At 67.8% G+C, this 26,192-nt stretch carries 3 protein-coding genes (1 of these 3 running past the window's edge); all 3 read right to left on the minus strand.

Annotated features, from left to right (window positions below; translation table 11 throughout):
- Tightly spaced (each overlapping or abutting the next), the 3 genes in view from CAG11_RS28245 to CAG11_RS28255 form a layout consistent with a single transcriptional unit that may run on beyond the window.
- The gene (locus CAG11_RS28245) at positions 1-1,410 is read right to left on the minus strand and encodes a cytochrome P450 (RefSeq protein ID WP_085599360.1); all 1,410 of its coding nucleotides are present in this window, start codon (positions 1,408-1,410) and stop codon (positions 1-3) included.
- Positions 1,407-13,496 (minus strand): SDR family NAD(P)-dependent oxidoreductase, encoded by a 12,090-nt coding sequence (locus CAG11_RS28250; protein ID WP_085599362.1) that lies wholly within the window; start codon positions 13,494-13,496, stop codon positions 1,407-1,409. The genes CAG11_RS28245 and CAG11_RS28250 overlap by 4 nt, the downstream gene beginning before the upstream one ends.
- Positions 13,493-26,192 carry the 3' portion of an SDR family NAD(P)-dependent oxidoreductase gene (locus tag CAG11_RS28255; RefSeq protein ID WP_085599364.1) on the minus strand. It continues 2,090 nt past the right edge of the window, so the window shows 12,700 of its 14,790 coding nt (coding positions 2,091-14,790); its start codon lies off the right edge, out of view; the stop codon is at positions 13,493-13,495. The genes CAG11_RS28250 and CAG11_RS28255 overlap by 4 nt, the downstream gene beginning before the upstream one ends.

The following is a 26,192-nucleotide window of genomic DNA, read 5'->3' on the forward strand; positions in this document are numbered from 1 at the left end:
TCATGCGCCACTGAAGTCGAGCAGGGCCTTGTTCGAAGGGCGCAGGAATGGCAGGTAGGCCGGCGGCGGCAACTTGCCCACCAGGCGCGGCACGATGCCCCTGGGTCCCAGCTCCCTGGCCAGCATGGCGATGAACAGGGTGATTTCCAGCGCTGCGACATGACGCCCGAGGCAGGCGTGGGGCCCGCCCCCGAACTGGCAGGTTTCCACCTGGTTCAAGGCACGGTCCAGGCCCAGCCAGCGCTCCGGCCGCCAGCTGTCCGGGTCCGGGTAGCGCTCTGGATTACGCGACACGTGCAGCAGGCTGACCCCGGCCATCACTCCGGCGGGGATGGTGTGCCCCATCAGCTCGAAGCTGGTGTGCACCTTGCGCATCTCGAAGGGCGCCGGTGGATACAAGCGCATGGTTTCACGGAATATCCCCTCGGCCAGCGGCACCTGGCTGGCCAGCTCCTCGTGGGTCACGGGCATGCTCGGCAGCCGGGCGACCTGCTCGCACAGCTGTTGCCAGACCCCGGGATGTTGCGACAGCTGCAGTACCGACCAGGCCATCACCGCCGCGGTGGTCTCGGAACCGGCGAAGCCCAGGCCGAGGATGTTGTGCACCAATTCGACCTCGGACATGCCATTGCCGTGGTCATCGCGTCCGAAGATCATCGCCCCTACCAGGCTGTCGTGATCATTCCTGGCCCGGGTGTCGGCGACGATCTGCGCCACCCGTTGCTCCAGCCAGCGCCGCGCCTTGCGGCAGCGCCAGGCCGGGAAACCGGGCAGGTTGATCTTCAACGGGATCATGCCGAGGAAGAACTCTTCGTATTGATGGCGCCACAGCTCCAGCTCCTGGGTCTGGATCCCCAGGATACGGAACACCACCTCCAGGGCGATGTCCTTGGTCTGCGGGAAGATCGCCAGTTTGTTTTCCCGGCACCAGCGGCTGACGCGCCGCTCGATGGTCTGCACTATGGCTTCGCCGACCTGGGCCCGGCTCAGCCCCCTGGGGGTGAAGGCGTCGGTGCTGGCCTTGCGCGCATTGCGATGGCGCGGGCCATCGAAGGCGTTCATCGCCTCACCGGTGATCACCGGCATTTGCTCGCGCAGGTAGGAGTTGTCGGTGTACTTGTTCTGCAGGATCGCCAGGCCCGCCTCGTCGGTGATCTGCAGCACCGGCAACTGGCTACCGAAGTAGGTCCAGAAGATCGGTCCGCATGCAGCCTCGGCCTGGCGCAGTTCGCCGAGGGCGTCCTTGCCGATCCGGTGGACATGGCCCAGCAAGGGGAGCTTGCCCGGCATGACCGGGAAGCCGTCCTTGAGCTTCAGATTGGCCGCCAACGACTGGGCGTGCCGGCCCGCGCCGTGGACTGCGCCGGTATCTCCTTGGATCGCTGTGGGTGTGTCCTGGGTCTGGCTCATAACATTCCCTGTTCGCTGGTTGAGCGGGTGAGCAGTTGGGTAAATTGCGCAATGTCCATTTCGCCACCGCTGATGCGCCGGTACAGCTCGCCGGAGAACAACGCCGAAGAGGTCGTGACAGGCTCCGATGCAGGTAGCGGATGCTCGAACGCATAGCCGGGCAGCGCGATGCGATTGCCGCCCCGGGGATACCGCGCCGGGATGTCCAACCCGGCGCCACGGCACCAGGCTGCGGCTGCTTGCCTCAGCGAACCCGCAGCGAGCGGCGGCTCGCCAGCCTCGATGCCCGTGCTCGCCGAAAGCCAGCAATCACCTGTGGGCAGGCCGGCCCGCAACGACTCGAGTCCGGCCAGCAGTTGCGCCCGATCCTGGACCACCAGCGCGGCCCGGTGGGCCAGGCGGTGTTCGCGCAGGGCTAAACTGTAGGCCAGATCTGCAATTTCGATAGTCGGATGTTCCTCTACCAGCGCCTGGAGCTTGTGCAGGTAGAGCATCAGGCTCGTGCGGCTGGCTGCGGCGATGATCAACAATTGCTCGCCCACTGTCCTCTCGCGCTGCGCCCGGGCGTCCCGGTATTCCTCCACCACCAGGCTGGCGTAGGCACCGCCGGCGCCGAAGGAGTTGATCAGGCAGCGCCGTGGCTGGCCGTTCGCCCCCGGCTCCCAGGGCCCGCCCTCGAGCTGCAGGCGCAATGGGCTGCCTTCCAGGCGGATATGCGGATTCAGCGGCTCGGCGTTGATGGTCGGTGCCCATTGTCGATGTTGCAGTTGCAGCAGCACCTTGGTCAGTTGGGAGATGCCCGACGCCGCCTCGAGATGACCGATGTTGGATTTCACCGTGCCCAGGGCGCAACTGCCGGGAGGCAGTTCGCCAAAGACCTTTTTCAACGCCGCCACTTCGATCGGATCGCCAAGCTCGGAGCCATTGGCCGCCGCTTCGATATAGTCGATTTGCGCCGGTTGCAGGCCCGAGCGGCGCAAGGCCTCGGTGATCACGCTGGTCTGCTGGCGAGTATTGGGTGCCGAATATTGCAGCTTGCCGCCGCCATGGTTCAGGGCCGAGCCCTTGATCACCCCGAGGATCCGTTCGCCATCGGCCAGCGCCGTCGCCAGCGGCTTGAGCAGCACGGCGCCGGCGCCCTCGCCTGGCAACATGCCGTCGCTCAGGCCGAAGCCACGGCTGAGCGTCGAGGTGCCAAGCAGATTGGCCTGCTTGAGGGTCTGGTAGCGCGACGGATCGAGGATCAGGTTGACGCCGCCGGCCAACGCCATCGCGCACTCGCCCTGCAGGATGCTCTGGCAGGCCAGGTGGATCGCCGACATCGAGCTGGCGCAGGCGGTATTGACCGCCAGGCTCGGCCCCTTGAGATCGAAGTGATGGGAAATCCGGTTAGGCAGTTGCCAGTCGGTGACATTGGCGGCGATCGCGGCGAGCTCGTCACTCTCCTGGCCCGCCGCCGGCTGGTTGTACATCGAGCCGATGAAGACCCCCACGGCTGCTCCAGCCTCCTGCTGCAAGCGCATCAGGGCATCGCGGTTGTAGCCGGCGTTCTCGAAGGTCAGCCAGGCCACTTCGAGCATCTGGCGCAGCGGCGGCGAAAAATGTCGCGCCTGGGCTTCGTCGATGCCGAATGCCTGGTGGTCGAAGGCCGTGACCTGTTCCAGGAAGCCGCCGTAATGGCCTTGTACTTGGCCATCAGGGGTTGGCCAGCGCTGGCCCTCGGCCGCGCTGACGCAATTGCGCCCGTTGCGCAGGTTGTCCCAGAACGCCTCCAGGTCGGTTGCCAGTGGATAACGGCCGCCCACCCCGATAATGGCGATATCGCGTCCGTGAACCTCAGGCTCAGCAGGACCCGCAAGTTGCGCGCCGGCCACCGGGCCTCGTAGCCGACTGGCCAGGGGCGCGCGTACCGTCGGCGCCGCGGGCGCTGTCATCGGCGGCGTGGCCGCGGTTAGCGCCGCCGCGAAGCGCGCGGCCAGCGCCGGTCGATGTTCGGCCATCAGGTAGCTGGCCAATTGGTCGATGGTGTTGTGTTCGAACAGAAGAGTGCGCGACAGCTCACCGGTACTTTTCTCCAGGGCCTGGATCAGGCTGATCTGCAGGATCGAGTCGATACCATAGCGATCGAAGGCCATGTCCCGCTGCAGGCGTTCGGGCGCCATGTTGACCAACTGCGACACCACCTGCGTGACCCATTGCCGGCACTGCCCGGCCAGCAGTTGATCGTCGCTGGCCATGGGCTCGGTGTCGGCGGCCACCGGCGCCGCGACCACGGCTGGCGCCCACTCGACCGCGACCGGCAGGCAGGCCACGCCATCGCTGGCCGCGACGATGATCTGCTGGCCCAGGCCATGGCTTGGCGCAGCGGGGAAGGCGATGCGCTCGAAGCCCTGGGCCTGCAGCAAGTGCCGCCAACGCTCGGGATACAGGCCCGGGCAGCCGGGAATCCGCAACGCCGTATCGTTGTGCAGCCACCAGCCTTCGAGCAAGCCGAAGGTCAGATGGGTGAACAGCGAACGGTCGCTGATTTCGTTGAGCACCAGCAGGCCGCCCTGGCGCAGCGCGCTCTTGGCGTTCTGCAAGGTACGCCGCAGGTCGGCCGTGGCATGCAATACGTTGGTGGCGATGACCAGGTCATAGCGCTGCGGTTCGATGCCTTGCTCGGCGCAGGGTTTGTCGACATCGAAGATCGCCGTGCGCAAATAAGGCGCCCGGGGCGCGAAATGGACCTGGGCATGGCGCAGGAATGCCTGGGAAATATCGCTATAGCAGTACTCCTCGATGCCTTGTTGCCACGGCCGCAACGCCTCGATCAACGTGGCGGTGGTACCGCCGGTGCCGGCGCCGATCTCCAGGATCCGCAATGCCTGGCCACTGGCGGCCTGGCGCTGGACGACATCGGCCACTACCTGGCCCAGCACCGCATTGAAATAGTCGCAGATCCGGTTGTTCTGGTAGACGCCCTCCACCAGGCTCATCGAGCCATCGGGAAACATCACCGCGGTGGCGGCCTGTTCACCCCGCAGGATCGCCGGCAATGCTTCCATGCAGGCTTGCACCAGGTGCAACTGCGCCTGCAAGTCGGCATCGCCCCGCCACGGCTGGCTGGCTTGTTGCCATTGCCTGCGCAGCGCCGTCGGCTCGGGCAGGGGCGAGAGCAGGTGGCCCTGCTCGTCGATATCGGCATTCTGTACCAGTAGCCGCAGGCTCTCGCGCAACCAGCGGCGGTAGAACGGCTGGGCCAGCAGGTTGGCCGCCACCGCCGGCGCGGCGGCTATCCGCTGTTCGGTCAGGGGCCCGCCGCCGGCCAACTCGCCCAGGCAGGCGAAGATATGGGCCAGCAGCAGCCGGTTCATCTCCCCGGCCGCCGCGTGATGCTGCGGTGCCGCGCCGGCGCCATGGGCCACCTCCGACCACGATTCGCGAACCAGCGCCGACCGCGCCGGGTAGCACGCCAACTGCCATTGGCTGTCGATGCCGGTGATCGCCATGGGCCGCAGTAGCTTGATCAAGCCCAGTTGCGCCAAGGGGCCGGCCAGCAGGCGATCGAGCGCCGCCATGCCCTCCGGCGGTTCGATCGAGCCCAGGCCCTGGGCAGACATGCGGGCCCGATAGGCCGGATCGGCCACCACCCCGACGGAACCCCAATACCCCCAGTTCATCACCTTGACCGCACAGGCCAGCTGTTGCCCGAGCTGCGCGGCGAAGGCGTCGGCAAAGGCGCAACCGGCGGCGTAGTTGCCCTGGCCGGCGGCACGGCTGAAGGCATTCATCGACGAAAAGAACAGTACGAAGTCCAACGCCGGGTTGTCCGCCGCGCCGCAAGCCGCGGCCAGGGCGATGCAACTCAGGCGCTTGGCATCGAACACCGCGCGAAATCTCGCCTCGTCCATCTGCGCCAGGCGCGCATCGTCCAGCACCAGTGCCGAGTGCACCCAGCCATTGATCGGCCCGCAGGCCTCGGCGACCTGCCGACTGGCCCGCACCAACTGTTCCGGGTCGGTGGCATCGGCCTGCAGGTACAAGGGTGGGGCCGCGTCATGCTGCAGGGCCAGTTGCGCCAATTGCTCGAGCTGGTCCTCTATCCGCTGGTCGGCCGCACGCCGCCCGAGCCAGACCACCCGCGCCCGCCAGTGGCTGATCAGATGGCGGCTCCAGGCCTCGCCGATTCCGCCGGCCCCCCCGATCACCACATAGACCCCGCCCTCGCGGTAATGCACCGTGCCGGCGCCCGGCTCCGGGCTGTCGGCCAGGGGCAGCAGGCGTTGCTCGAACCACTGCCCGTCGCGCCAGGCCAGGCACTGGCCCGGCACTTGCGGCTCAAGCAGCGCTTGGGGCAATGCCTGGTCATCCGACGGCAGATCCACCAGTTCCACCCGCCACTGTTCCTGCTCCTTGGCCAGAGAGCCGGCCAAGCCGTGGCAGGCGGCCAGTTCCGGCAGCAAGGGCTCAGCGGCATGCAACGTCACGCTGGCGCTGAAGACCAACTGCAGTTGCAGCGCCTGCTGCGCCACCTGCGACTGCAACAGTGCCTTGATCAAGCGAAACAGCATCAGCGTGGCCTGCTGTGCCGGGGCCACCCAGACCAGGCGCTGGAATGGCCGGCAGGCGGCCAGCTGGGCAGCGAGTTCCTCGATGTCGCCGGACTGCGCCGCGATGCACTCGAGCCCGGGGTACAAGCCGGACAGCCATTGGCGATGTCCCTCGGATGCCCCCATGACCAGGGTCGGCAGTGCCTGTATCGGGCCTGGTCGAGCGGTGCAAGCCGACCAGCGTGGTGCCAACAGGCTCAGGCCTGCCGGCAGCGCTGGGGAGCCGGCCAGCGCTGCCACCGGTTCGCGCGCCTTGCCCAGCGGCCGCGAGCTGAAGCCGCGCAGTGACACGGCGACGTGCCCCTGGGCATCGCACAGCTGGATCTCGATCCGTTGCACGGCCGAACCTGCGCGCTTGTCCAGGCTGACCAGGGCCCACATCCGTGGCTGGCAGCGACCGTGCACTTGCACCTGTTCCACGGCGAAAGGCAGCAGTGTCTCACCCTCGCCTTCCGGGCCTTGCAGCAGGCCGATGGACGCCTGGACCGCGCAGTCGAGCATGCCCGGATGCAGTAGCCAATCGCCCTCGAACCACTGTTGCGCCAACTCCAGTTGGGCCAGCACCCGGCCCTCGCCCAGCCATAGTCGCGACACCCCGCGATGGCTCGGGCCATAGTCGATGCCCAGCGCGGCGAAGCGGGTATACAGTTCGTCGGCTTCGATGCTGCGCATCCAGCCGTCCGCACGCAGTCGATCCAGGTCCAGCGCGGGCGCCTGGCTCGTCGTGACCACCTGGGCGCTGCCCTGGCAATGCTCCTGCACCACGGCACCGACCTGGGAATAGATCCGAAATTCGATCCGCTCCTGCTCCAGGTTCAACTCCACGTGCAGCTCGTCGGCTTGTGGCATCGGCCCATAGGGCACCAGCCACGCCACGTTGCGCAGTTGCAACGTGCCGCCATCCAGGACTTGCGGGGCCAGCGCGCGGACCATCGCCGCCCGGGCCATTTCCAGGTAGGCCACGCCGGGCATGGTGCTCTGGCCCGCGACCCGATGGTCAGCGAACCAGGGCTCGTCGCCCCGCCAGCGACTGCTGAAACGCTGCCGGGAGAAATCCGAGGTGTTGCGCTCCAGCAGTGGATGCAACCAGGCGCCAGCGACCGGCTGGCCGCTGCCTGGGGTACAAGCAAGATCGGTGACCCAGTAGCGCTCGCCGGCAAAGGGGTAGCCCGGCACGTTCAGGCGGCGCATCGGCCGTCCTTCCCGGTAGAACTGGCGCCAGTCGAGCGCCAGGCCCTGGACCCAGAGTTCCAGTAGCTTGTGGTACTTGCGCTTGGCGATCCAGGCCGTCAAGGCGGCCGCCATGTCGTCATCCTGGCCGAACAGCGCCAGCGCCGGGTTGTCGCCCGTGGCCAGGCCGCGATACGGCGCCTCGCCGCTGGCGACGAAGGTGTCGAGCTGGCGTTGCAGGTCCGCCAGCGAGTCGCTCAACAAGGCCAGCCGCTGCGCCATCGGCTCACGGCCGACTTGCAGCGTGTAGGCCAGGGCGTCGAGGTAGCCCTGGACATCTCCAGCGGCCTGGCTTGGGACGCTGGCGATGAACTGCGCCAGGCGTCGCGCCGACTCACGCAGCTGGTCTTCGGTGCGGGCCGAGAGCAGGAACGCCCTGGGGCCCGGCGACGCCTCGCTGGGCAACGGCTGCGGAGCGCGGTATTCCTCCAGCAGGATATGGGCGTTGGCGCCGCCGAAACCGAACGAGCTGATGCCTGCCCGGCGCGGTAGCTCGTTGCCGTCTCGATCCTTGCAGGCGGCCCAGGGACGGCTGTGCTGGACAACGTAGAAGGGGCTGCCATCGAGTTCGATATAGGGGTTGAGCGACTCGCAGTGCAGGCTCTTGAACAGGGTCTTGTGCTTGAGTTGCAACAGCACCTTGATCACCCCGGCGATCCCGGCGGCCAGTTCCAGGTGGCCGATGTTCGATTTCACCGAACCGACCCCACAGTAACCCTGGCCCGGTTGTTCGCCGCCCAGCTCATCGGCCAGTTCGCGGAACGCCATCTTCAGGCCATTGATCTCGATCGGGTCCCCCAGTTCGGTCCCCGTGCCGTGGGCCTCGATGTAGCCGATGCTGCGCGGATCGACCCCGGCCTTGCGGTAAGTGCTCTTGAGCAGCTCGGCCTGGGCACGGGGGTTGGGCGCCGTCAACGAGTTGGCCTTGCCGCCGTGGTTCTGTGCGGTACCGCGGATCAGCGCGTAGATCGGGTCGCCATCGGCTTCGGCCTGGGCGCGGGTTTTCAACACGATCATCCCCACCCCCTCGCCCCGGGCATAACCGTTGGCCTGGGCCGAGAAGGTCTTGCTGCGCCCGTCGAGCGCCAGCATGCCGGCCTTGCTGAAGCTGATCTGGGCCTCGGGAGCGACCAGGGTATTGACCCCGCCGGCGATCGCCATGGCGCAATCGCCGCTGCGAATGGCTTGCACGGCGCGGTGGATGGCCACCAGCGAGGAGGAACAGGCGGTTTCGATCGGCTCGCTGGGGCCATGGAAATCCAGCAGGAAACTCATGCGGTTGGGGCCAACCGAAGGCACCATCGCCGTGGCACTGTAGCCTTCCACCGGTACCCCGGCCTTGGCGATCAGGCTGCTGTAGCCGGTCACCCCGGTGCCGACGAAGATCCCGGTATCGCTGCCGGCCAGGTCCCTGGCGGCATAACCGGCGTCTTCGATAGCCAGCCAGACATGGGTCATCAGCAACCGCTGCTGGGGGTCCATCAACTGCGCCTCACGCGGCGAGATGGCGAAGAACAGCGGGTCGAAGTGGTCGACACCGTGAATGAATCCGCCCCATTTGACGTTGGTCTTGTTCGGTTCCCGGTGCGGATCGCCGTAATACTCGCGCCAGTCCCAACGGCTGGCGGGCACCTCGCTGATGCAATCGCGGCCATCTTGAAGGTTGCGGCAAAACTGAGCGACGTCCTCGGCCATGGGGAAACACCCGCTGACCCCGATGATCGCGATGTCATCCAGGGCCGCACCTGCCGCCGTCGTGGCCGGCGGTGGCGCGGCTGGCCGTGGCGTCACTGTCGGCTGCGGTTGCTCAAGGGCTTGTTCCTGGGGCGCCTCGCTCCGCGGCGCAAACCGCGCAGCCAGCACATCGTGATGCTCACGCTCCAGGTAAGCGGCGAAGCGGCCAATGGTGGCGTGTTCGAAGAAGATCGTCGGCGCCAGGCTCAGCCGCCATTGCTGCTTCAGGCTGCTGGCCAGCGTGGTCAGGCTGATCGAATCGAAGCCGTACTGGCTGAACTCGGCATCGGTGCGGATATCGCTGGCGGGAATCTTCATCTGCGCGGACACCTGCTCGATCAAGGCCCGCTGCAAGGCCTGGCCCAGCCCGGGAGCCAGGGGCGCCACGCCGGCGGACCCGGGCGGCGGCGCTGCCGGCCGTGGCGCGCCGGCCACCAGCCGGATGATCGGCCCAGGCTGGCCGTGCATGACCAACACTTGGGGCAATGCCAGGGCAACGCACTGGCGCAAGGCATGGATCCCGGCGTTGCTGGGCATCGCCAGCATGCCGGTGTCCTGCTGCATTTGCCGGGCGGTGGCGGCATCCACCCGCATGCCGCCGTCCTTCCACAGTGGCCAGTTGATCGCCAGGCTGTGGCCTTGACGCAGCCCCTGGGCGACGAGCCGCTGGCGATAGGCCGCATAGCGATCGACGAAGGCATTGGCTGCGGCGTAGTCCGCCTGGCCGACATTGCCGACCACACCGGTTCCCGAGGAAAAACCGATCCAGAAATCCAGCGCCAGGTCGGCGGTAGCCAGGTCGAGGTGACGGGTACCGACGACCTTCGCCGCCAGCACCTGCCTGAACTGCTCGTCCTGCTTGTTGATCAGCAAGCTGTCCTGGATCACCCCGGCGCAGTGCAGCACGCCGTCCAGATGCCGATGCTCGGCGACGATCTCTGCCACCAGGCGCCGTACCGCCGGTTCGTCGCTGACGTCCAGTCGCCGGTACTCGATGCGGTTGCGCCGCGGATCGATCCCGGCCGTGGCATCGGCGGTCGCTGGCGAACGGCCGGTGAGAATCAACACAGCGTCGCTGACGCTGGCGACGATGGCCTGGGCGAACACCCGGCCCAGGCCGCCCAGGCCTCCAGTGATCAAGTACACCCCGCGATCCCGCCACGGCGCCTCGATCGCCAGGTCCATCGGGGGGCAAGGCAGCCAGTGCAGGACCTGGCGCCGGCCACCCTGGTAACGGATCGCGATATCGGACGCTGGCGCATTGTCCGCCAACCGTTGTGCCAGGCACTGGGGTTCGTCCAGTTCGAGCAGTTGGGCACGCACCGCCGGCACCTCCAGTTGCAGGCTGCGCAGCAGCGCCGCCAGGCCGCCGACCAGGCGTTCGCCTTGGGGGTCATGTACTGCCAATTGCAACAGGCGCCGGCCGCCACCTGCGCCGAGCAGCCCCCTGATTTGCTGCAACAGCGCCAGGGCGGTCCGTTCATAGTCCAGGGCGCAGTCCTGTTCGATGAAGTCCAGCACCCGGCATTGGCCCCCGACGCCCTGCCCGTCCAGTTGCCGCTGGACCTGGCCGGCGCTTTCCGGCTCGAAGCCGCTGAGCAGGACCAGGCGCTGCTCGAACTCCGGCGCGGCTGCCGCGGGCGCGGGTTCATCAAGCCAGCGCGGCTGGAACAACAGGGTCTGTGGCAGCGCCGTTGCGCCATCCACCGGCTCGTCCACCGGGTTCAGTACCCGGGAGGTGAACCCTCGCAGCGCCACGCACAGCTTGCCTTGCTCGTCGAACAACTGGATGTCCAGGCGCTGCAGGGCCGTCTCGGCCTGCTGGTCCCCGCGGCGTTCGGCATAGCTCACCCGGGCCCACATCCGTTCGCTGCAGCGGTCCAGGACCTGCAAGGCCTCCAGGGCGAACGGCAGCGTCGGCCGGGACAACGCCGGCAACTGCTGCCGCTGTTCCTCGTCCAGCACCACATCGGCTCCGAGGCTCAAGGCAATGGCGGCCTGCAATGCCGAGTCCAGCAGCGATGGGTGCAGCACATAGTCGCCAAGGCTCGCCTGCTGGCAAGCGGGCAGCGCCAGTTGCGCCAGCACCTCGCCATGCCCCAGGTACACCCTCTGCAAGCCCTGGTAGGCCGGACCGTGATCGAAGGTCATGGCCTGGTAAGCCTGGTAGCACTGCCCGGCACCAAGCTGGCCACCGTTCATGCGTGCCTTGAACGCCGCCAGGTCGGCCGACTGCGGCGCGGCGGGCGCGGCGAAGTTGGCCAGGCCCTGGCTGTGCAACAGCGCTTGGCCCATCGCCTGGCCGGTCGCCGGATCCAGTTCGCGACTGCTGATTTCGAAGCGCAGTTGCCCATCGTCCTCGGCCGTGAGTTCGATCTCCACTTGCCGTGGCCGGTCCTCGACGATCAGGGGCCGCAGCCAGACCACCTGGCTCAGTGACGGTTGTCGTCCCGTCGCGACCAGGGCCACGGCGGCCCGGGCCATTTCCAAGTGAGCGACCCCGGGAAAGATCCGTTGCCCCGCAACCTGATGCTGCGCCAGGAACCACTCCTGGCCATCGAATCGACTGGTGAAGCGTTGCCGCTGCGGATCCGAAGTGTCGCGTTCGAGGAACGGATGCATGGGCGCCGCGATACCGGCGCCGGCCTCGCCCGCCGCGGCGCCGCGTTGTGCTGGCGGTATCCAGAAGTTCTGTCGGGCGAAAGGATAGACCGGCGCGTGTATCCGTCGCGCGGTGCTGTGGTGCTGGCGATTGAACGCAGCCCAGTCGAGGCTGCCCCCGGCCACCCAGGCTTCGGCCAGTGCTTGCAGGCTCGCCGGATCGCCAGCGACGGGTAACGGGATGTCCCGGCGTTCACCGCTCACGACTTGTCCGTCCCAGCAATGCCGGCAGGCGCGGCGATCCAGCCAGTGGTTGAGTTGCTGGCGCAACTGCTCCTTGTCGCCGCACAGGAACATCAATCGATGCGCCAGGGCCTGCCGTCCGATTTGCAGGGTATAGGCCAGGTCCGCCAGGCGCAGGTCCGGGTCCAGCAAGGCCTGGCGCAGCCGCCGGGCATAGCGCCTGAGGCTATCGGCGGTACGCGCCGACAACGGTAGCAGGCAGGGCTGGCCCGGCTCCTCGGTGGGGGCAGCCAGGGTTTGCGGCGCCTGGCGAATGACCATGTGCACATTGGTGCCGCTATGCCCGAAGGAATTGAGCGCGGCCATCCTCGGGCCGTCGGCGGGCCACTCCCGAGGCTCGCGATGGATATGGAACGCCGAGCCCGCCAGCTCGATGCGCGGGTTGAGCTGCTGGAAGTGCAGCAGCCCCGGCAGTTGCCGGTGTTTCATCGACAACAGGATCTTGATCAGGCTGACCACCCCGGCGGCCGCCGAGGCATGGCCGATGTGCGCCTTGGCGCTGCCCAGCGCGCAATAACCGGTGTCGCTGGTGAACTGGCGGAACGCTCGCACCAGCGCGTTGACCTCCACCGGGTCTCCCAGCGGCGTGCCGGTGCCATGGGCCTCGACGTAGCTGATCTGCCGTGGGTCGATGCCATGGCGCCGATACAGTTCGCCGATCAGCCGCTCCTGGGCCTGGCCGCTGGGCGCGGTGATCCCGTTGCTGGCGCCGTCCTGGTTCATTCCCGAGGCGCAGATCACCCCGTGGATCGGGTCGCCATCGGCCAGTGCCTCGGACAGGCGCTTGAGCGCCAGCATGCCCACCGCCTCGGACAGGACGATGCCGTCGCTGCGCTGGTCGAAGGTATGGCAGCGCCCGGTGGGCGAAAGCATGTCCATCTGGGCGAGGCTGATCAGCCCGGGCTCGCCGAGGGTGGCGAATACACCGCCGGCCAGGGCCAGCGTCGACTCCCCGTTGCGCAAGCTTTCGCAGGCCAGGTGGATCGCCGTGGCCGAGGACGAACAACCGGTATTGACCACCAGCGCCGGCCCCTTGAAATCCAGGTAGTAAGACAGCCGCGAAGCGATGATCGCGTCGGAGGCGCCGATGAAGGTCTCGTGGAAATAACCCGCCGGCTCGGCACCGACGAAGATCCCCACGGCCTGGTCACGCAAGCCCTTGGGGTTGTAGCCGGCATCTTCCAGGGCCTTCCAGCTCTCCTGGAGCACCAGCCTCTGGTGCGGATTCATCGACTCGGCATCGCGGGGGGAAATATTGAAGAACAGCGGGTCGAAGTCGTCCCGCTGTTCCAGGACCCCACCCCACTTGCAATAGGTCTTGCCGCTTTGGCGCTCGGCCGAAAAGGCCCGTCGCTGGTCCAGGTAGCGCTCACCCAGTTCGCCCACGCCGTCGACGCCGGTGCTGAGGTTGTGCCAGAAACGCTCGACGTCGGCCGCGCCGGGAAATTGCCCGGCCATGCCGATCACCGCGATTTGCTCGGCAACCGCCGGCCGCTCTCCGAGACCCTCCTGGACCACGCCCTGGCCATCGGCCTTGAGCCGCCGCAGCAGTTGCCCGGCCTCGTCGGCACTGATCTGGCGCTGTTGCAGCCGGGCGATGATGGATTGAAATGCTTGGCTGCTCATGATTGTCCCTTCCCCACCGCTGCCTGCGCGATGCCCTGGTTGGCCGCAACGCTGTCGTTGACGATTTTCAGCAATTCATCGATTGCCAGTTCACCGTTGAGAAACGCCGCCTCCAGGTGCTCTACGGATGCGCCTGGCGGCGCCACCATGGCCTGCTCCGGGCTTGCGTCCAGGCGGGCGCATTGCTTCGGGTGATGCTCCAGCAGGTAGTCCACCAGGGCTTGCAGCGATGGGTAGTCGAACAACAGCGCCGTGTTCAGTTCCAGGCCCAGGGCGTCGCCGATGTGGCTGACGAAGCTCACGCCGAGGATCGAGTCGATACCGTAGTCGGCGAACGGCTGGTCCACCTGGATACGCCCGGGCTCCAGTTGCAGGGCCTTGGCCAGGCCCTCCAGGGCCAGGGCGGTGAGCGCCGTGCGCGCGCCCTCGGTGGTCGCGGTGGTGACAGGCGCTGTCGCGGGCGGGATCGCGCGCGGCGCGGCATTGGGCAGGGCCTGCGGATGCTGTCGAGTCTGGTCACGGCGCCCGACTATCACCTGCTGGCCCAGCTCATGGGCGCACTGTGCGGGGAACAGCACCTGGTCGAAACCGCTCTCGCCCAGCACGTTGGCCCAGCTCTGCGGGGCCAGCGCCGGAGTACCGGGAATGCGCAACTGCGGATCTTCGTACAGCCACCAGCCCTTGAGCAGGCCGAAGGTCAGGTGGGAGAACAGCGATTGCTGGCTGATTTCGTTCAGCACCAGGATCCCACCGCCGCGCAGCAAGGACGCGGCATGGGCCACGGTCCGGCGGATGTTGCTGGTGGCGTGCAACACATTGGCGGCGATGACGATGTCATAGCCGCCCTCCTCCAGCCCCTGGGTGTGTGGCGGCTGCTCGACGTTCCACACCTGGTAGCTGAGGAAGGGATGGTCCGGGCCATAGGTTTTCCTGGCGTACAGCAAGAACGCTTGGGAAATGTCGGTGTAGCAGTACTCGGCGATGCGCTCGCGCCAGGGTTGCAGCGCCGGCAGCACGATGGAACTGGTGCCCCCGGTGCCGGCGCCGATCTCGAGGATCCGCAGCGGTCGCTGCGCTGTGCTGGCAGGCAGCATTTCCAGATGCTGTCGCACCACTGCGGCCACCACCTGGTTGAAGTAGTCGGACATGGCGTTGTCGCGGTATACCCCCTCGACCTTGCTCATCGAACCGTTGGGAAACAGCACATCGGTGGCCTGGGTGCGACCGGCGAGTATCGCCGGCAACTGCCGCAGGCAAGCGTCCACCAACTGCACCTGGGCCTTGCGCTGGGGCTCGGCGAGCAACGAGTCCCTGAGCCGGTCCCAGGATTGCTCCAGCTGTTCCACGGGCGCCTGGGCAGCCAGGGCGGCCTGGCTCCCCCGCTGTTCGATCAGCCCATGCTGCTGCAACCACTGCAGGCTGGTGGTCCACCAGCGGCCATAGTGCTCGCCGATACCCGCGAACTGGCGCAGGGCATCGCACTCATCGAACTGTCCCGGCTGCAAGAACACGCCCAGGCGGCGCAATTGGGCCAATGTCATGGCCGCCAGGGCGGCATCGAAGGGCAACGGGTCGTGGGCCGCAAGCAACGGCCGGGCAGCCAGGCGATAGGGCTCCAAGCCAATCTCGCTCCCCGGTGCCGCATCCTGGCCAAGGACCACCCGTGCGGGTTGCAACTGCATCAATTGGCGGACCGGCGCCGAAGCCGCCATGCACAGTACCTGCTCCAGCTGGCCACGGCTCAGGGCGTCGATGAAGCGGGCGAAACACAGGAAGCCCTCGCGGTCCTCCAGGGCCGCGGCGTGGCGACTCATGGGTTGCGCCGCCGGATCGGCCTCCTGTTGCTCGGCCAGGGAAGCCAGCCAGAACCCCCAGTGGATAGCCCCCACCGGGAACCCGGCCTGCTGTCCCAGGCTGCGCACCAGGGCATCGCCGAAGGTGATGCCGGCGGCATAGGCGCCCAGGCGCGCAGCGCCGGAAAAGGCAAAGCTCTGCCCGGACGAGAAGTAGCACATGAAGTCCAGCGGCTCATCGGCCAGCGCCCGGTAGAACTCGATGGCGCCCCGGCTCTTCACTGCCAGGATCGCCTCGAACTGCGGCTCGGGGATACGCGTCAGTGGATCTTCATGGCTGAACACCACCGCGGAGAAGATCGCTCCATTGATCGCCCCGTAGCGCTGCTTGATCTCAGCCACGGCGCCGTGCAGCGCTGTCGGATCGTTGGTGTCGGCTTGCAGGTAGTGCAACTGCGCCGGCGCGGCCAGGCCGGGAACCTGCTGCCGGCAGTGGGCAAGCCGGCTTTGCACCCGGGGATCGTCCACGGCGCGGCGCCCGAGCCAGATCACCCGGGCCTGGTAATCGGCCAGCAGATGGCGACTGATGATCGAACCCACGGTGCCAGCGCCGCCGAGAATCACATAGACCCCGCCTCGCTTGAGCGCCGGCGTGCTGAAGTGGCCGTCGGCCGGTTGCCCCTGGGGTTGCCAGCCCAGGTTGAAGATGCGCTGGCGATAACGCACGCCATCGCGCAACCCCACCACCTCGCCCCGGGCCAGCCCGGCCTCGCCCTGGATCTGGCGCAGCAAGCGCGACCGGCTCCGGGAATCGAGCAACTCGCGATGATCGACATCCAGGTTGCGCACGCGAAACCGATGCTCGCCCTGGGCCATGGCATAGGCCATGCCCGTCAGCCCGCCGCCCACGACGTTCACCGACCCGGTGCCGATGGCGAAGTTGTCCTGGCTGATGATGTAGCTGTCGATGGACGGGCAAGGGCTGTGTTGCTTGAGCCATTTTCCCAGGCGCAACAGGAGGATCTCGTTGGCCTTCGGACTGTCCAGTTGCGCCTGCCAGTGGCTGGGCTCGGCATGGCCGCCGAAAAAGTACAGGCAGTCGATGGGCGCCTGGGTACCCGGGCACTGCTCCAGTGCTTGCGGATCGTCCACGTCCAGTTCCCAGTGGTCCGGGGCCAGGCAGGTCGTGCGCTGGCCGGGTTCCAGGCGAATCACCCGGCCACCGTCGGTGGCGAAGCCGGCGCCGAGCAGGTACTGGGCGGCAAGTGCTTCGACCATGGGCCGGTTGCTGGCATCGGCGACGATCAGCACGCAGCGGTGCCCGGCAATCGCCCGCTCGGCAATCTGCGCCTGATCGTCCTGGTCATCGGCCTGCCAGCGGGCCAGGTAGCTCAGGTGGTCAATGCTGGTCGCTAGCGGCAATCCGCTGGGCGCCGTTGCGGCCTCGGCGCCGGGCACCGGCTCCAGGCTCGGCAGCCAGTAGGACTCCCGGGCGAAGGGATAGACCGGCAGGCTGATCCGATACGGCGGCGACCCTTCACGCCCGACCTGCAACTGCGACCAGTCGACGGCCTCGCCACGGGTCCAGGCCGCCAGCAAGGATTGCGCCAGGGGCGCGCCCGGGGCATCACCAAGCTCGGCCGGGAGCTCGGCGGCCGCGCGCTTGCCGCGCAGGTCGGCGCCATATGCCCCCGGCGGGGCCGCGCCGTCGTCGATGAAGGCGCGCAAGGCCATGGTCAGCGCCGCAGGCGAATCGACGATCAGGCCAAGTCGCACGGCCATCGTTTCCCGCCCCTGCTGCAAGGTGTACGCCAGGTTCGCCAGTTCGCCGCCCGCCAGCGCCGGACGGGCCTCCAGGTAGGCCAGCAGCGCCTGTGCATAGTCGCGCAGGCGCTCCGGGTCCCGGGCCGAGAGCAGGATCACCTCGACCGCCCCAGCGCTGGGCAGCTCGCGGTACTCGGCATGCTCCTGCAGCAGCACATGGGCATTGGCGCCTCCGGCCCCGAAGGACGAGACCCCGGCGATACGCCGCCCGCCATCGGCCGGCTGCCAGTCGGCGAGCCGCTGCTGCAGGTGGAACGGCGTGGTTTCCAGGTGCAGGTTGGGATTGAGCGTCGCCGCGTGCAGGCTCGGTACCAATTGCTTGTGCTTGAACTGCAGGAGCACCTTGCTCAACCCGGCGATGCCGGCGGCACCTTCCAGGTGACCGATGTTGGCTTTCACCGAACCCAGGGCGCAGCGGCCAGGCTCCACGCCATCGGGGGCGAAGGCCTGGACCAGGCCGCTCACCTCGATCGGGTCGCCCAGCTCGGTGCCGGTGCCATGGGCTTCGATATAGCTGATCTGGCGGGCATCGAGCCCGGCCTCTGCGATGGCCTGGCGGATCACCCGGGCCTGGGCCTGGGGGTTGGGCACGGTGTAGCCGTTGGTCTTGCCGCCGTGGTTGACCGCCACGGCGCGGATCAACCCGTGGATGTTGTCGCGATCGGCCAGGGCCTGGGACAAGGGCTTGAGCAGCACCGTGCCGACCCCCTCGCCCGGCACGAAGCCATTGCCGCCCTCGCCGAAGCTGCGGCAGCGGCCGTCCCTGGAGAGCATCTGCCCGGCGCTGAGCTCGACGTAGTTGGACGGGTGCAGGTACAGGTTGACACCACCGGCCAGGGCCATCCGGCATTCACCGCGACGCAGGCTCTGGCAGGCCCGGTGCAGAGCGCTCAGCGACGACGAGCACATGGTGTCCACCGGTTCGCTCGGGCCGTTGAGATCCAGCACATAGGACACCCGGTTGGCAGTGGAACTGAACGAGGTACGGGGAAAGATCAGCTGGCCCCGGGCACGCAACTCGGGACCATAGAGGCCATAACCGGTCTTGGTGATCCCGGCGAAGACCCCGACCTTGCCCTGGTACTGCCTGGCCAGGTCGGCCCGGGTGATCCCGGCGTCTTCCAGGGTTTGCCAGCAGGACTGCAGGAACAGCCGTTCCTGCGGGTCCATGTTCAGCGCCTCGCGCGGCGAGATATTGAAGAACAGCGGGTCGAACTCGGCGAAGCCGTCGATGAACCCGCCCCACTTGCTGTAGCTGCGGCCCAGCTTCAGGGCCTCGGCGACCGAGTCGACATAGAAGTCCTCGAGTGGCCAGCGCTGCGCGGGGATCTCGGTGATGCTGTCGCACCCGGCCTTGAGGTTCTCCCAGTATTGTTCGAGGTTGGCCGCCTGGGGGTAGCGACCGCTGATACCGATGATGGCGATGGGCTCGACGGTGTCCAGCGGCGCGGCTGGCGCTGCCGCCTGGGCAGGCGCCTGGCCGGCCGGCTGGGCGCCCAGGCCGCTCCACAGCAGGCAAGCGCGTGGGTGCTCGGCCACCAGGTAGGCGGCCAGCGCCTGCAGGTTGGGGTATTCGAAAAACAGCGTCTTGGACAGCAGGCGCTCCGCCGGGGGCAACTGGGTCAGCGTCGAGAACACCTCCTCCAGCGCCCGGTTGAGCCGGATGATCATGATCGAGTCGATGCCGTATCGCTCCAGCGGTGCCAGGGTTTCGACCCGACTGGCCGGTAACTTGGTGACAGCGCAGAACACCGCCTTGAGCCGGTCCAGGATCGCTTCGTCGAGCTGCGTGGAGTCGCCAGCGGGTGCCATCGAGCCCTGCTCCGGCTCGCTTACCCCAGGTTCGGTGGCGGCGAAGTGCCCGCGAATGCGCGCCAGGTCGCCCTCGATCACCAGCAGCCGTTCAAGGCCCGCGCCCAAGCCCAGCTGCAAGGCCTGGATCCCCTGCAACGACTGCATGGGCACCATGCCGCTGTGCTGGCGAATATGCGCCTGGTCAGCGGCGCTGATGCGCATGCCACCGTCGCGCCACAACGGATAGGCGAGCGCCAGGGTCTGGCCGAAACGCAAACCCTGCTCGACCCGCTGGTTACGCCACGCGGCGAAATGGTCGATGAAGCCGTTGGCAGCGGCGTAGTCGGCCTGGCCGATGCTGCCGAGCACCGCGGAACAGGACGAGAACAACACGAAGAAATCCAGATACAGCTGGCGGCAGGCATGGTCGAGCAGTTCCGTGCCCAATACCTTGGCGGCGAATACCTCGACCAGGTCCTGGGGTGTTTTCTGGGCCAGCAAGCGGTCCCGGTTGATCCCGGCGGCATGCAGTACCCCATCGAGCCCGCCGTGGTCGGCGCGAATCCTTCCGACCAGGCGCTCCAGGGCCTGGGCATCGGTCAGGTCCAGCGCCTGGTAGACCACCGTGGCGCCCAGCCGGCCAATGGCCTGCAACTGCGCCTGGCGCGCCTCGTCCAGGGTCGAGCGCCCGACCAGGATCAAGGTGGTCTCGCGGCATTGCTCGGCAATCGCCCGGGCGAAGATCAGCCCCAGGCCACCGGCACCGCCAGTGATCAAGTAGACCCCGCGATCCTTCCAGGGCACATGCACGCCGCCGCGATTGGCAGCACCGTCGTCCGCCAGTTCCTGCCATTGCAGTTCCTGGTGCTCGCCCTGCGCTGCAATCCGTTGCAGCACCGAGCTGGCGCGCTGGCGGCGCTCCCCCCACAGGCTGGTCAAGCGCGCCAACTGCGCCGCCGGCAGTGGTTGGCCGGCGTCCACCCGCAGCAGCAGGCACCTGGCGCTAAGCAATGGCTGCTCCAGGCAGGCCGTTTTCAACAGCCCCTCCAGGCCTGCGTAAAGCCCCTGTTCCGGGGTCCGTTCGGCGATCATCAGCTCTATCTGGACCCGCTCCTTCAACCCTTGCACGCACCGCAACAAAGCAACGGCCAGCTGTTGGTAGCAGGCTCCCGGAGTGCTCTTGTCGCAGGCCAGCACTTGCGCCTGGACCCCGGCACCGCCAACGCGGGCCAGCTCCTGCAACTGCGCCAGTTGTGCCGGGTCGAAGCCGACCCACAACAGCAAGCGCCGATGGCTCCCGGCCCCGGCATCGAGGCTCGTGCCCAGGGGTTCCTGCCACACCGGGCGAGCAAGGAACAGCCCGGTCGCCGGCGCAAGCTCGGGCGTCGACGACCGGGCCGGCTCGGCGGCAGACACGGGCACCTGCTCGATCCAGTAGCGCTCCTTGGCGAATTGATAGGTCGGCAGGTGAATGCGCCTGGCCGAACCGGCCGGCCACAACCCCGCCCAATCGACCTGCGCTCCGGCCAGCCACTGGCTGGCCAGGGGGTCGTGGTCGCCGCTGAGCTCCGGTGTTTCGCCGTCGGCCAGGCGCAGCAGCCGCGCGCGTAATTGCCCGGCATCCTCGGCGACCACCAGCGCCCTCACGGGCATGGGTTCCCGGGCGGTTTGCAAGGTGAAGGCCAGGTGTTGGAGCGGCACGTCGTTGTGCTCCAGCCACTGCCCCAGGGCCCTGGCGTTGTCACGCAGGCTATCGAGGGTCTTGGCCGAGAGTGGCACGAGCCGGCCGACAGTTTCCGGCGCCTGGCCCGGGGCATCTAGCGGCTGCCCTTGATATTCGCCGACCACCAGGTGGGCGTTGGTGCCGCTATGGCCGAAGGAATTGAGCGCGGCGAGCAAGCGAGTGCCACCGCTGGCTTGCCAGTCCTGAGCCTGGCGGTTGATGTAGAACGGCGAATGTTCCAGTTCGATCAGTGGATTCAGGCAGGTGAAACCGGGCATCGCCGGCAACGTGCGCTGGCGGATCGACAGCAGGACCTTGACCAGGCCGATGACTCCGGCCGCTGCCGCGGCGTGGCCCAGGTTGGCCTTGGCGCTGCCCAGCACGCAATAGCCCCGGGCCTCGGTGAACGAGCGGAAGGCGCGGATCAGCGCGTTGGCCTCCACCGGGTCTCCCAGCCGGGTGCCGGTGCCATGGGCCTCGACATAGCTGATCTGTTCCGGGTCGATGGCGAACTTGTGCCAGGTATCACGCAACAGTTGCTCCTGCGCTTCGCCATTGGGCGCGGTGATGCCGTTGCTCAGGCCATCCTGATTGATCCCGGACGCTTCGATGACCCCATGGATCGGGTCGCCGTCGGCCTCGGCGTCTTCCAGGCGCTTGAGTACCACCATGGCCACGCCCTCGGAGATCACGGTGCCATCGGCAGCCGCATCGAACGCATGGCATTGGCCGCTGGGGCTGAGCATGTCGATGGCCGACAGGCTGACCAGCCCGCGCTGGTCCAGCAACGCATATACGCCGCCGGCCAGCGCCATGCGGCTTTCGCCGTGGCGCAGGCTTTCGCAGGCTTGGTGGATCGCCACCGCCGAGGACGAGCAGCCGGTGTTGACCACCATCGCCGGTCCCCTGAGATCCAGGCAGTAGGACAGCCGCGAAGCGATGATGGCCTCGGATCCGCCGGTAAAGGAGTCGTGCTGGTAGCCCCCCGGTTCGGCGCCGACATACAGGCTCACTGCCTGGCCCGCCAGGGTCCGAGGGTCGTAGCCGGCATCCTCCAGCGCCTTCCAGCTTTCTTGCAGCACCAGTCGCTGGTGGGGCGTCATCGACTCCGCCTCATGGGGAGTGAGGCTGAAGAACAATGGATCGAAGCAATCGCGGTCCTTGAGGATGCCGGCGCGCTTGCAACGGCTGGTGCCCGGCCGGCCATCCGTGCTGTAGGCCTCGGGCCGCAGATAGTCCGGCCCCAGCTCCTGCACGCTGTCGTAACCGGCCAGCAGGTTGGCCCATAGCTGCTCGACGTTGTCGGCGCCGGGGAACTGCCCGGCCATGCCGATCACCGCGATCGGCCCCGGACGGCCCTGCGTGGTGCCGCCGGGAACCGTACCCGCCAGCGCGGCGACCACGACCGGGTTGCCCGGCAACCGGGACGCTGGCGGGTCCTGGACACTGGCCGCGCTACCGGCCAGGGCCGCGGCGATCGGCGCGCCATGGGCCTGCAGCAAGTAGGCCTGCAACTTGGCCACCGTGGCCTGCTCGAACAGGATCGCGCTGTTGAGCGTGATTCCCAATTGGCTGCCCAGGTGCTTGAGGAACCCGACGCCGAGGATCGAGTCCACGCCGTAGTCGGAGAATGGCGTATTCAGGGCGATGCCCTGCTCTTCGGCCTTCAGGGTCCTGGCCAGGGCCTGGACGATCAGTTGCCGCAACCTGCCTGGAACATCGGTGCAGGGGGTGGTGGCGCTGGCAGGTGGCAGGTTCACGCTGGACTCCTTGTCGGGTGCGGGCGCGGCCGGTTGTTGCAGCGCGACGACTGGCCGCGCCAGGGCGTCGCCATGGGCGGTGATGATCTGCTGTCCCAGGTCGATGGCCGGCGGGATGTGCGCCAGGGCCCGTTCGAAACCGCTGCTGCACAGCAGCTGCAGCCAGGTTCGCTCGGCGATCAACGGTGAACCGGGGATGCGCAATGCCGGGTCGTCGTACAGCCACCAGCCATCGAGCAAACCGAAGGTGACGGTAGCGGCGCAGGTCTTGCGGTTCAGTTCGTTCAACGCCAGCAGGCCGCCATTGCGCAACAGCGAGCGGACCCGCCCCAGGGTGCGGCGCATGTCGCCGGTGGCGTGCAGCACATTGGTGGCGACGATGACGTCATAGGCCGGGACGCTGTCGTGGCCCTGGCTGATGTCCAGGATGCGCGTGGTGAAGTAGGGCCGCCCCTGGGCGAAGCTGGCCTGGCCATGGTGCAGGAAGGCCCGGGACAGGTCGCTGTAGCAGTACTCGCCGATGTGCCCGGCCCAGGGTTCCAGCGCTGCCAGCAAGGCGGCGGTGGTGCCGCCGGTGCCGGCGCCCACTTCGAGGATGCGCAGCGCCCGGCCGGGCTCGGCTTCGGTCAGCCGCTGGATGTGGGCACAGACCTGGACGGCCAGTTGCCGGTTGAAAAAGTCCGCAAGGCTGTTGTGTTTGTAGATGCCCTCGACCTTGTCCATCGAACCGTCCGGGAACAGCAGGTCCGTGGCCTGGAGCTGCCCGGTCAGGATGCGTGGCAGGTGCAGCAGGCAATCGTCGATCAGCGTCACCTGGGCCTGCCGCTCGGGGTCCGCCAGATATCGGTCGCGCTGGTCCTTCCAGGCGGCCAGGATCGCCTCACGCCGGTTCCGGGCGATGGGGGTGGCCACGGCGAATGTCGCGCCCTGCCGGCGCAGGTGACCCTGTTCCACCAGGATCGCCAGGCATTCCTGCCACCAGCGCCGGTAGCGCTCGCCAATCCCGGCGCGCTGGCGCCAGTGTTCGGCGTCATGGGCGTCGCTGGTCACGAAGATCCCCAGGGTCTGCAACTGGACCAACAACAGCACGGCGATGGACTGATCGAGTATCCGTGGCTCGAATATCCCTTGCAGGCGTTGGTGTTCGGCCACTGGCAACTCGACCGACGGGGCGGCGGCCGGCAGCAGCTCGCCAGGCTCGAAACGCAACTGCCGGCCCTCGGGCACCGCCATCAACTGGCGTACCGCGGGCGATGCCTTGAGGCACACCAAGCGACGCAGCGAGCCGCTGGCCAAGTGCCCGACGAAGTGGCTGAAGCAGGCAAACCCTTCGGCATCCTCGAGGGCGTCCAGGTGCTCGCTGATCGGCTGCGCTTGGAGCGAAGCACGCCAGAACCCCCAGTTGATCACCCCCACCGGAAAACTGGCGGTGGCCGCGATCCTGGCGGCGCAAGCATCGGCGAAGGTGATGCCACAGGCGTAGGCGGACAGCTTCGCCGCACCGGAAAAGGCAAAGCCCTGCCCGGACGAGAAGTAGCAGAGAAAGTCCAGCGGCTGCCCCGCCAGGGCCTGGTAGAAGTTCAGGCTGCCGCGGCTCTTGACCTGGAGAATGTCCTGGAACTGCTCTTCGCTGGTGTGGCGGATGCTGTTCTCGAAGTCGAAGACCATGGCCGAGAACACCGCGCCATTGATCCGTCCGTAGCGCTGGGTGACCTGGGCCACGGCCCGCTGCAACTGCGCCAGGTCCGTTGCATCGACCTGCAGGTAGTCGACCCGTCCACGCAGCGATTGGGCCGCCAGGCGCTGGCGCACCGGTTCGCTGTCCGCGGGTTGCCGGCCCAGCCAGACCACCCGGGCCTGGTAATGCTCGACCAGCTGCCGACTGAGCACCTGGCCGATCACTCCACTGCCGCCGAGAATCAGGTACACCCCATCGTGCCGCAGGGCCGAGGGGCTGGTGCCGGACGGTGGCGGCAGCACCAGCGGCCACAGTTGCTGGACGAAGCGTTCGCCGACGGCCAGCTTGACCGGCTCGCCGCGCAATGCGGCAGGTTCGGCCAGGATCTGCGCCAGCAGCCGCTGCCGGCTGGCCGGCTCTTCGAGGTCGGCGGGGTCCAGGTCCAGCTGGCGCAGACGCACCCGGTACTCACCCTGGGCCATCGCATAACCCAGGCCGGTGCTACCCGCCCCCACGGGATTGCCCGAGGGCGTCGAGCCGGCGAAGTCGTGGCGAGCGAACGACAACAGGAAGCAATCGATGACGTGCTCGCCAGCCTGCTGGCCCAGGGCCTTGAACAGGCGCAACAGCGGCAGCTCATGGTGCTGCAGGCTGTCGGCCAGCTCTGCCAGCGACAGGTCGGCCGCTTGTGGCGCGACGCTCACCAGGATCTGCGCCAGCGGCCCCAGCGTCGCCAAGGTGTCGACCAGGGCTGCCGGGTCGCCAGCATCGCAGCGCCAGTGACCCGGTGTCAGTTCGGCAGACGCGCCCTGCTCGCAATCAATCCGCAACAACCGGCGGCGGTCCTGGTAATGCGCGTGCAATGCCGTCTGCAAGGCTTCGCTGATACTACCGGCCTGGCCCAGGGTCACCAGCAACACCGCTCCGGGGCCTGGCTCCGGCGCCGGTTCCGCGGCTGCCTGGACCTCCCAGCGTGGCAGGTAGCAGCAATCGTCGAGGTCCGCCGCCGTCGGCGTCTCGACCGGTCCCCCAGGGGCTGGTGGTTGGGCCAGGCCAGGAAGCCAGTAGCTGTCTCGGGCGAAGGGATAACCCGGCAGGCTGATGCGCCTGGGCCGCCGATGGGTGTCATCGCCGTAGAGCCGTGGCCAGTCCACGCTGGCACCCAGCACCCAGGCGGCCGCCAGTTGCTCCAGCCGCGCCTGTTCCGGCAATTGCGCGTCGGCGGCCGGCGGCCCGTAGGGATCGCACTGGCCCTGGAATACGTGGCCCTGCACCGTACCGGCCAGCCACTGCTCCAGGCCTTGCTGGAGTTGCGCCAATGACGCCACTGTCAGCGCCAGGCGCTCGGCCAGGGCTTCGCGCCCGGTCTGCAGGGTCCACGCCAGGTCGGCCAGGGCCAGGTCCGCGGCTCCTTCACCGGCCAGCAAACCCAGCAGCCGCGTAGCCGACTCCGCCAGGCGCTGGGGATCCCTGGCCGACAGCGGGATCAACCAGGGGCCGGGCATGGCCGGCCGCAAGTCCACCTGGGCCAGATGCTCTTCGACGATCAACGAGGCATTGGCGCCGCCGGCCCCGAACGACGAGATCGCGGCGATGCGCGTCGCGCCATTGGCCGTCCAGGGTGCCAGGCGCTGCTGCAGGCGCAGTGGGGTCTCGTGGAAATCGATCCGTGGATTGGGCTGCGCGGCATGCAGCGACGGCGCCAGCTGGCGGTGCTTGAGTTGCAGCAGCACCTTGCTCAGCCCGGCGATGCCGGCGGCGCTTTCGCAGTGGCCGATATTGCTCTTGATCGAGCCTATGGCGCATTGCATGCCCGCCTGCTTGGCCAGGACCCGGTTCAATCCGCTGATCTCGATCGGATCGCCCAGCGCGGTGCCGGTGCCATGGGCCTCGATATAGCTGAGCCGACTGGGGTCCAGGCCCGCTTGCGCCAGGGCCTTTTCCAGCACCCGCTGCTGCGCCGTGGCGCTGGGTACGGTATAGCCGTTGGTCTTGCCGCCGGCATTGGTGGCGCTGCCGCGAATCACCCCGTAGATCCGGTCGCCGTCGGCGAGCGCTCGGGCCAGGGGCTTGAGCACCACGGCGCCGACGCCCTCGGCATCGACGAAGCCATCGGCCTCATTA

The sequence above is a fragment of the Pseudomonas sp. B6(2017) genome (genome assembly GCF_002112765.1).
Lineage (GTDB): Bacteria > Pseudomonadota > Gammaproteobacteria > Pseudomonadales > Pseudomonadaceae > Aquipseudomonas > Aquipseudomonas piscis.

What these genes read in the sequence shown, in the direction of transcription:
- CAG11_RS28250 (WP_085599362.1), bottom strand. Translation starts at nt 13,496, where the DNA reads ATGAGCAGCCAAGCATTTCAATCCATCATCGCCCGGCTGCAACAGCGC.
- CAG11_RS28245 (WP_085599360.1), bottom strand. Translation starts at nt 1,410, where the DNA reads ATGAGCCAGACCCAGGACACACCCACAGCGATCCAAGGAGATACCGGC.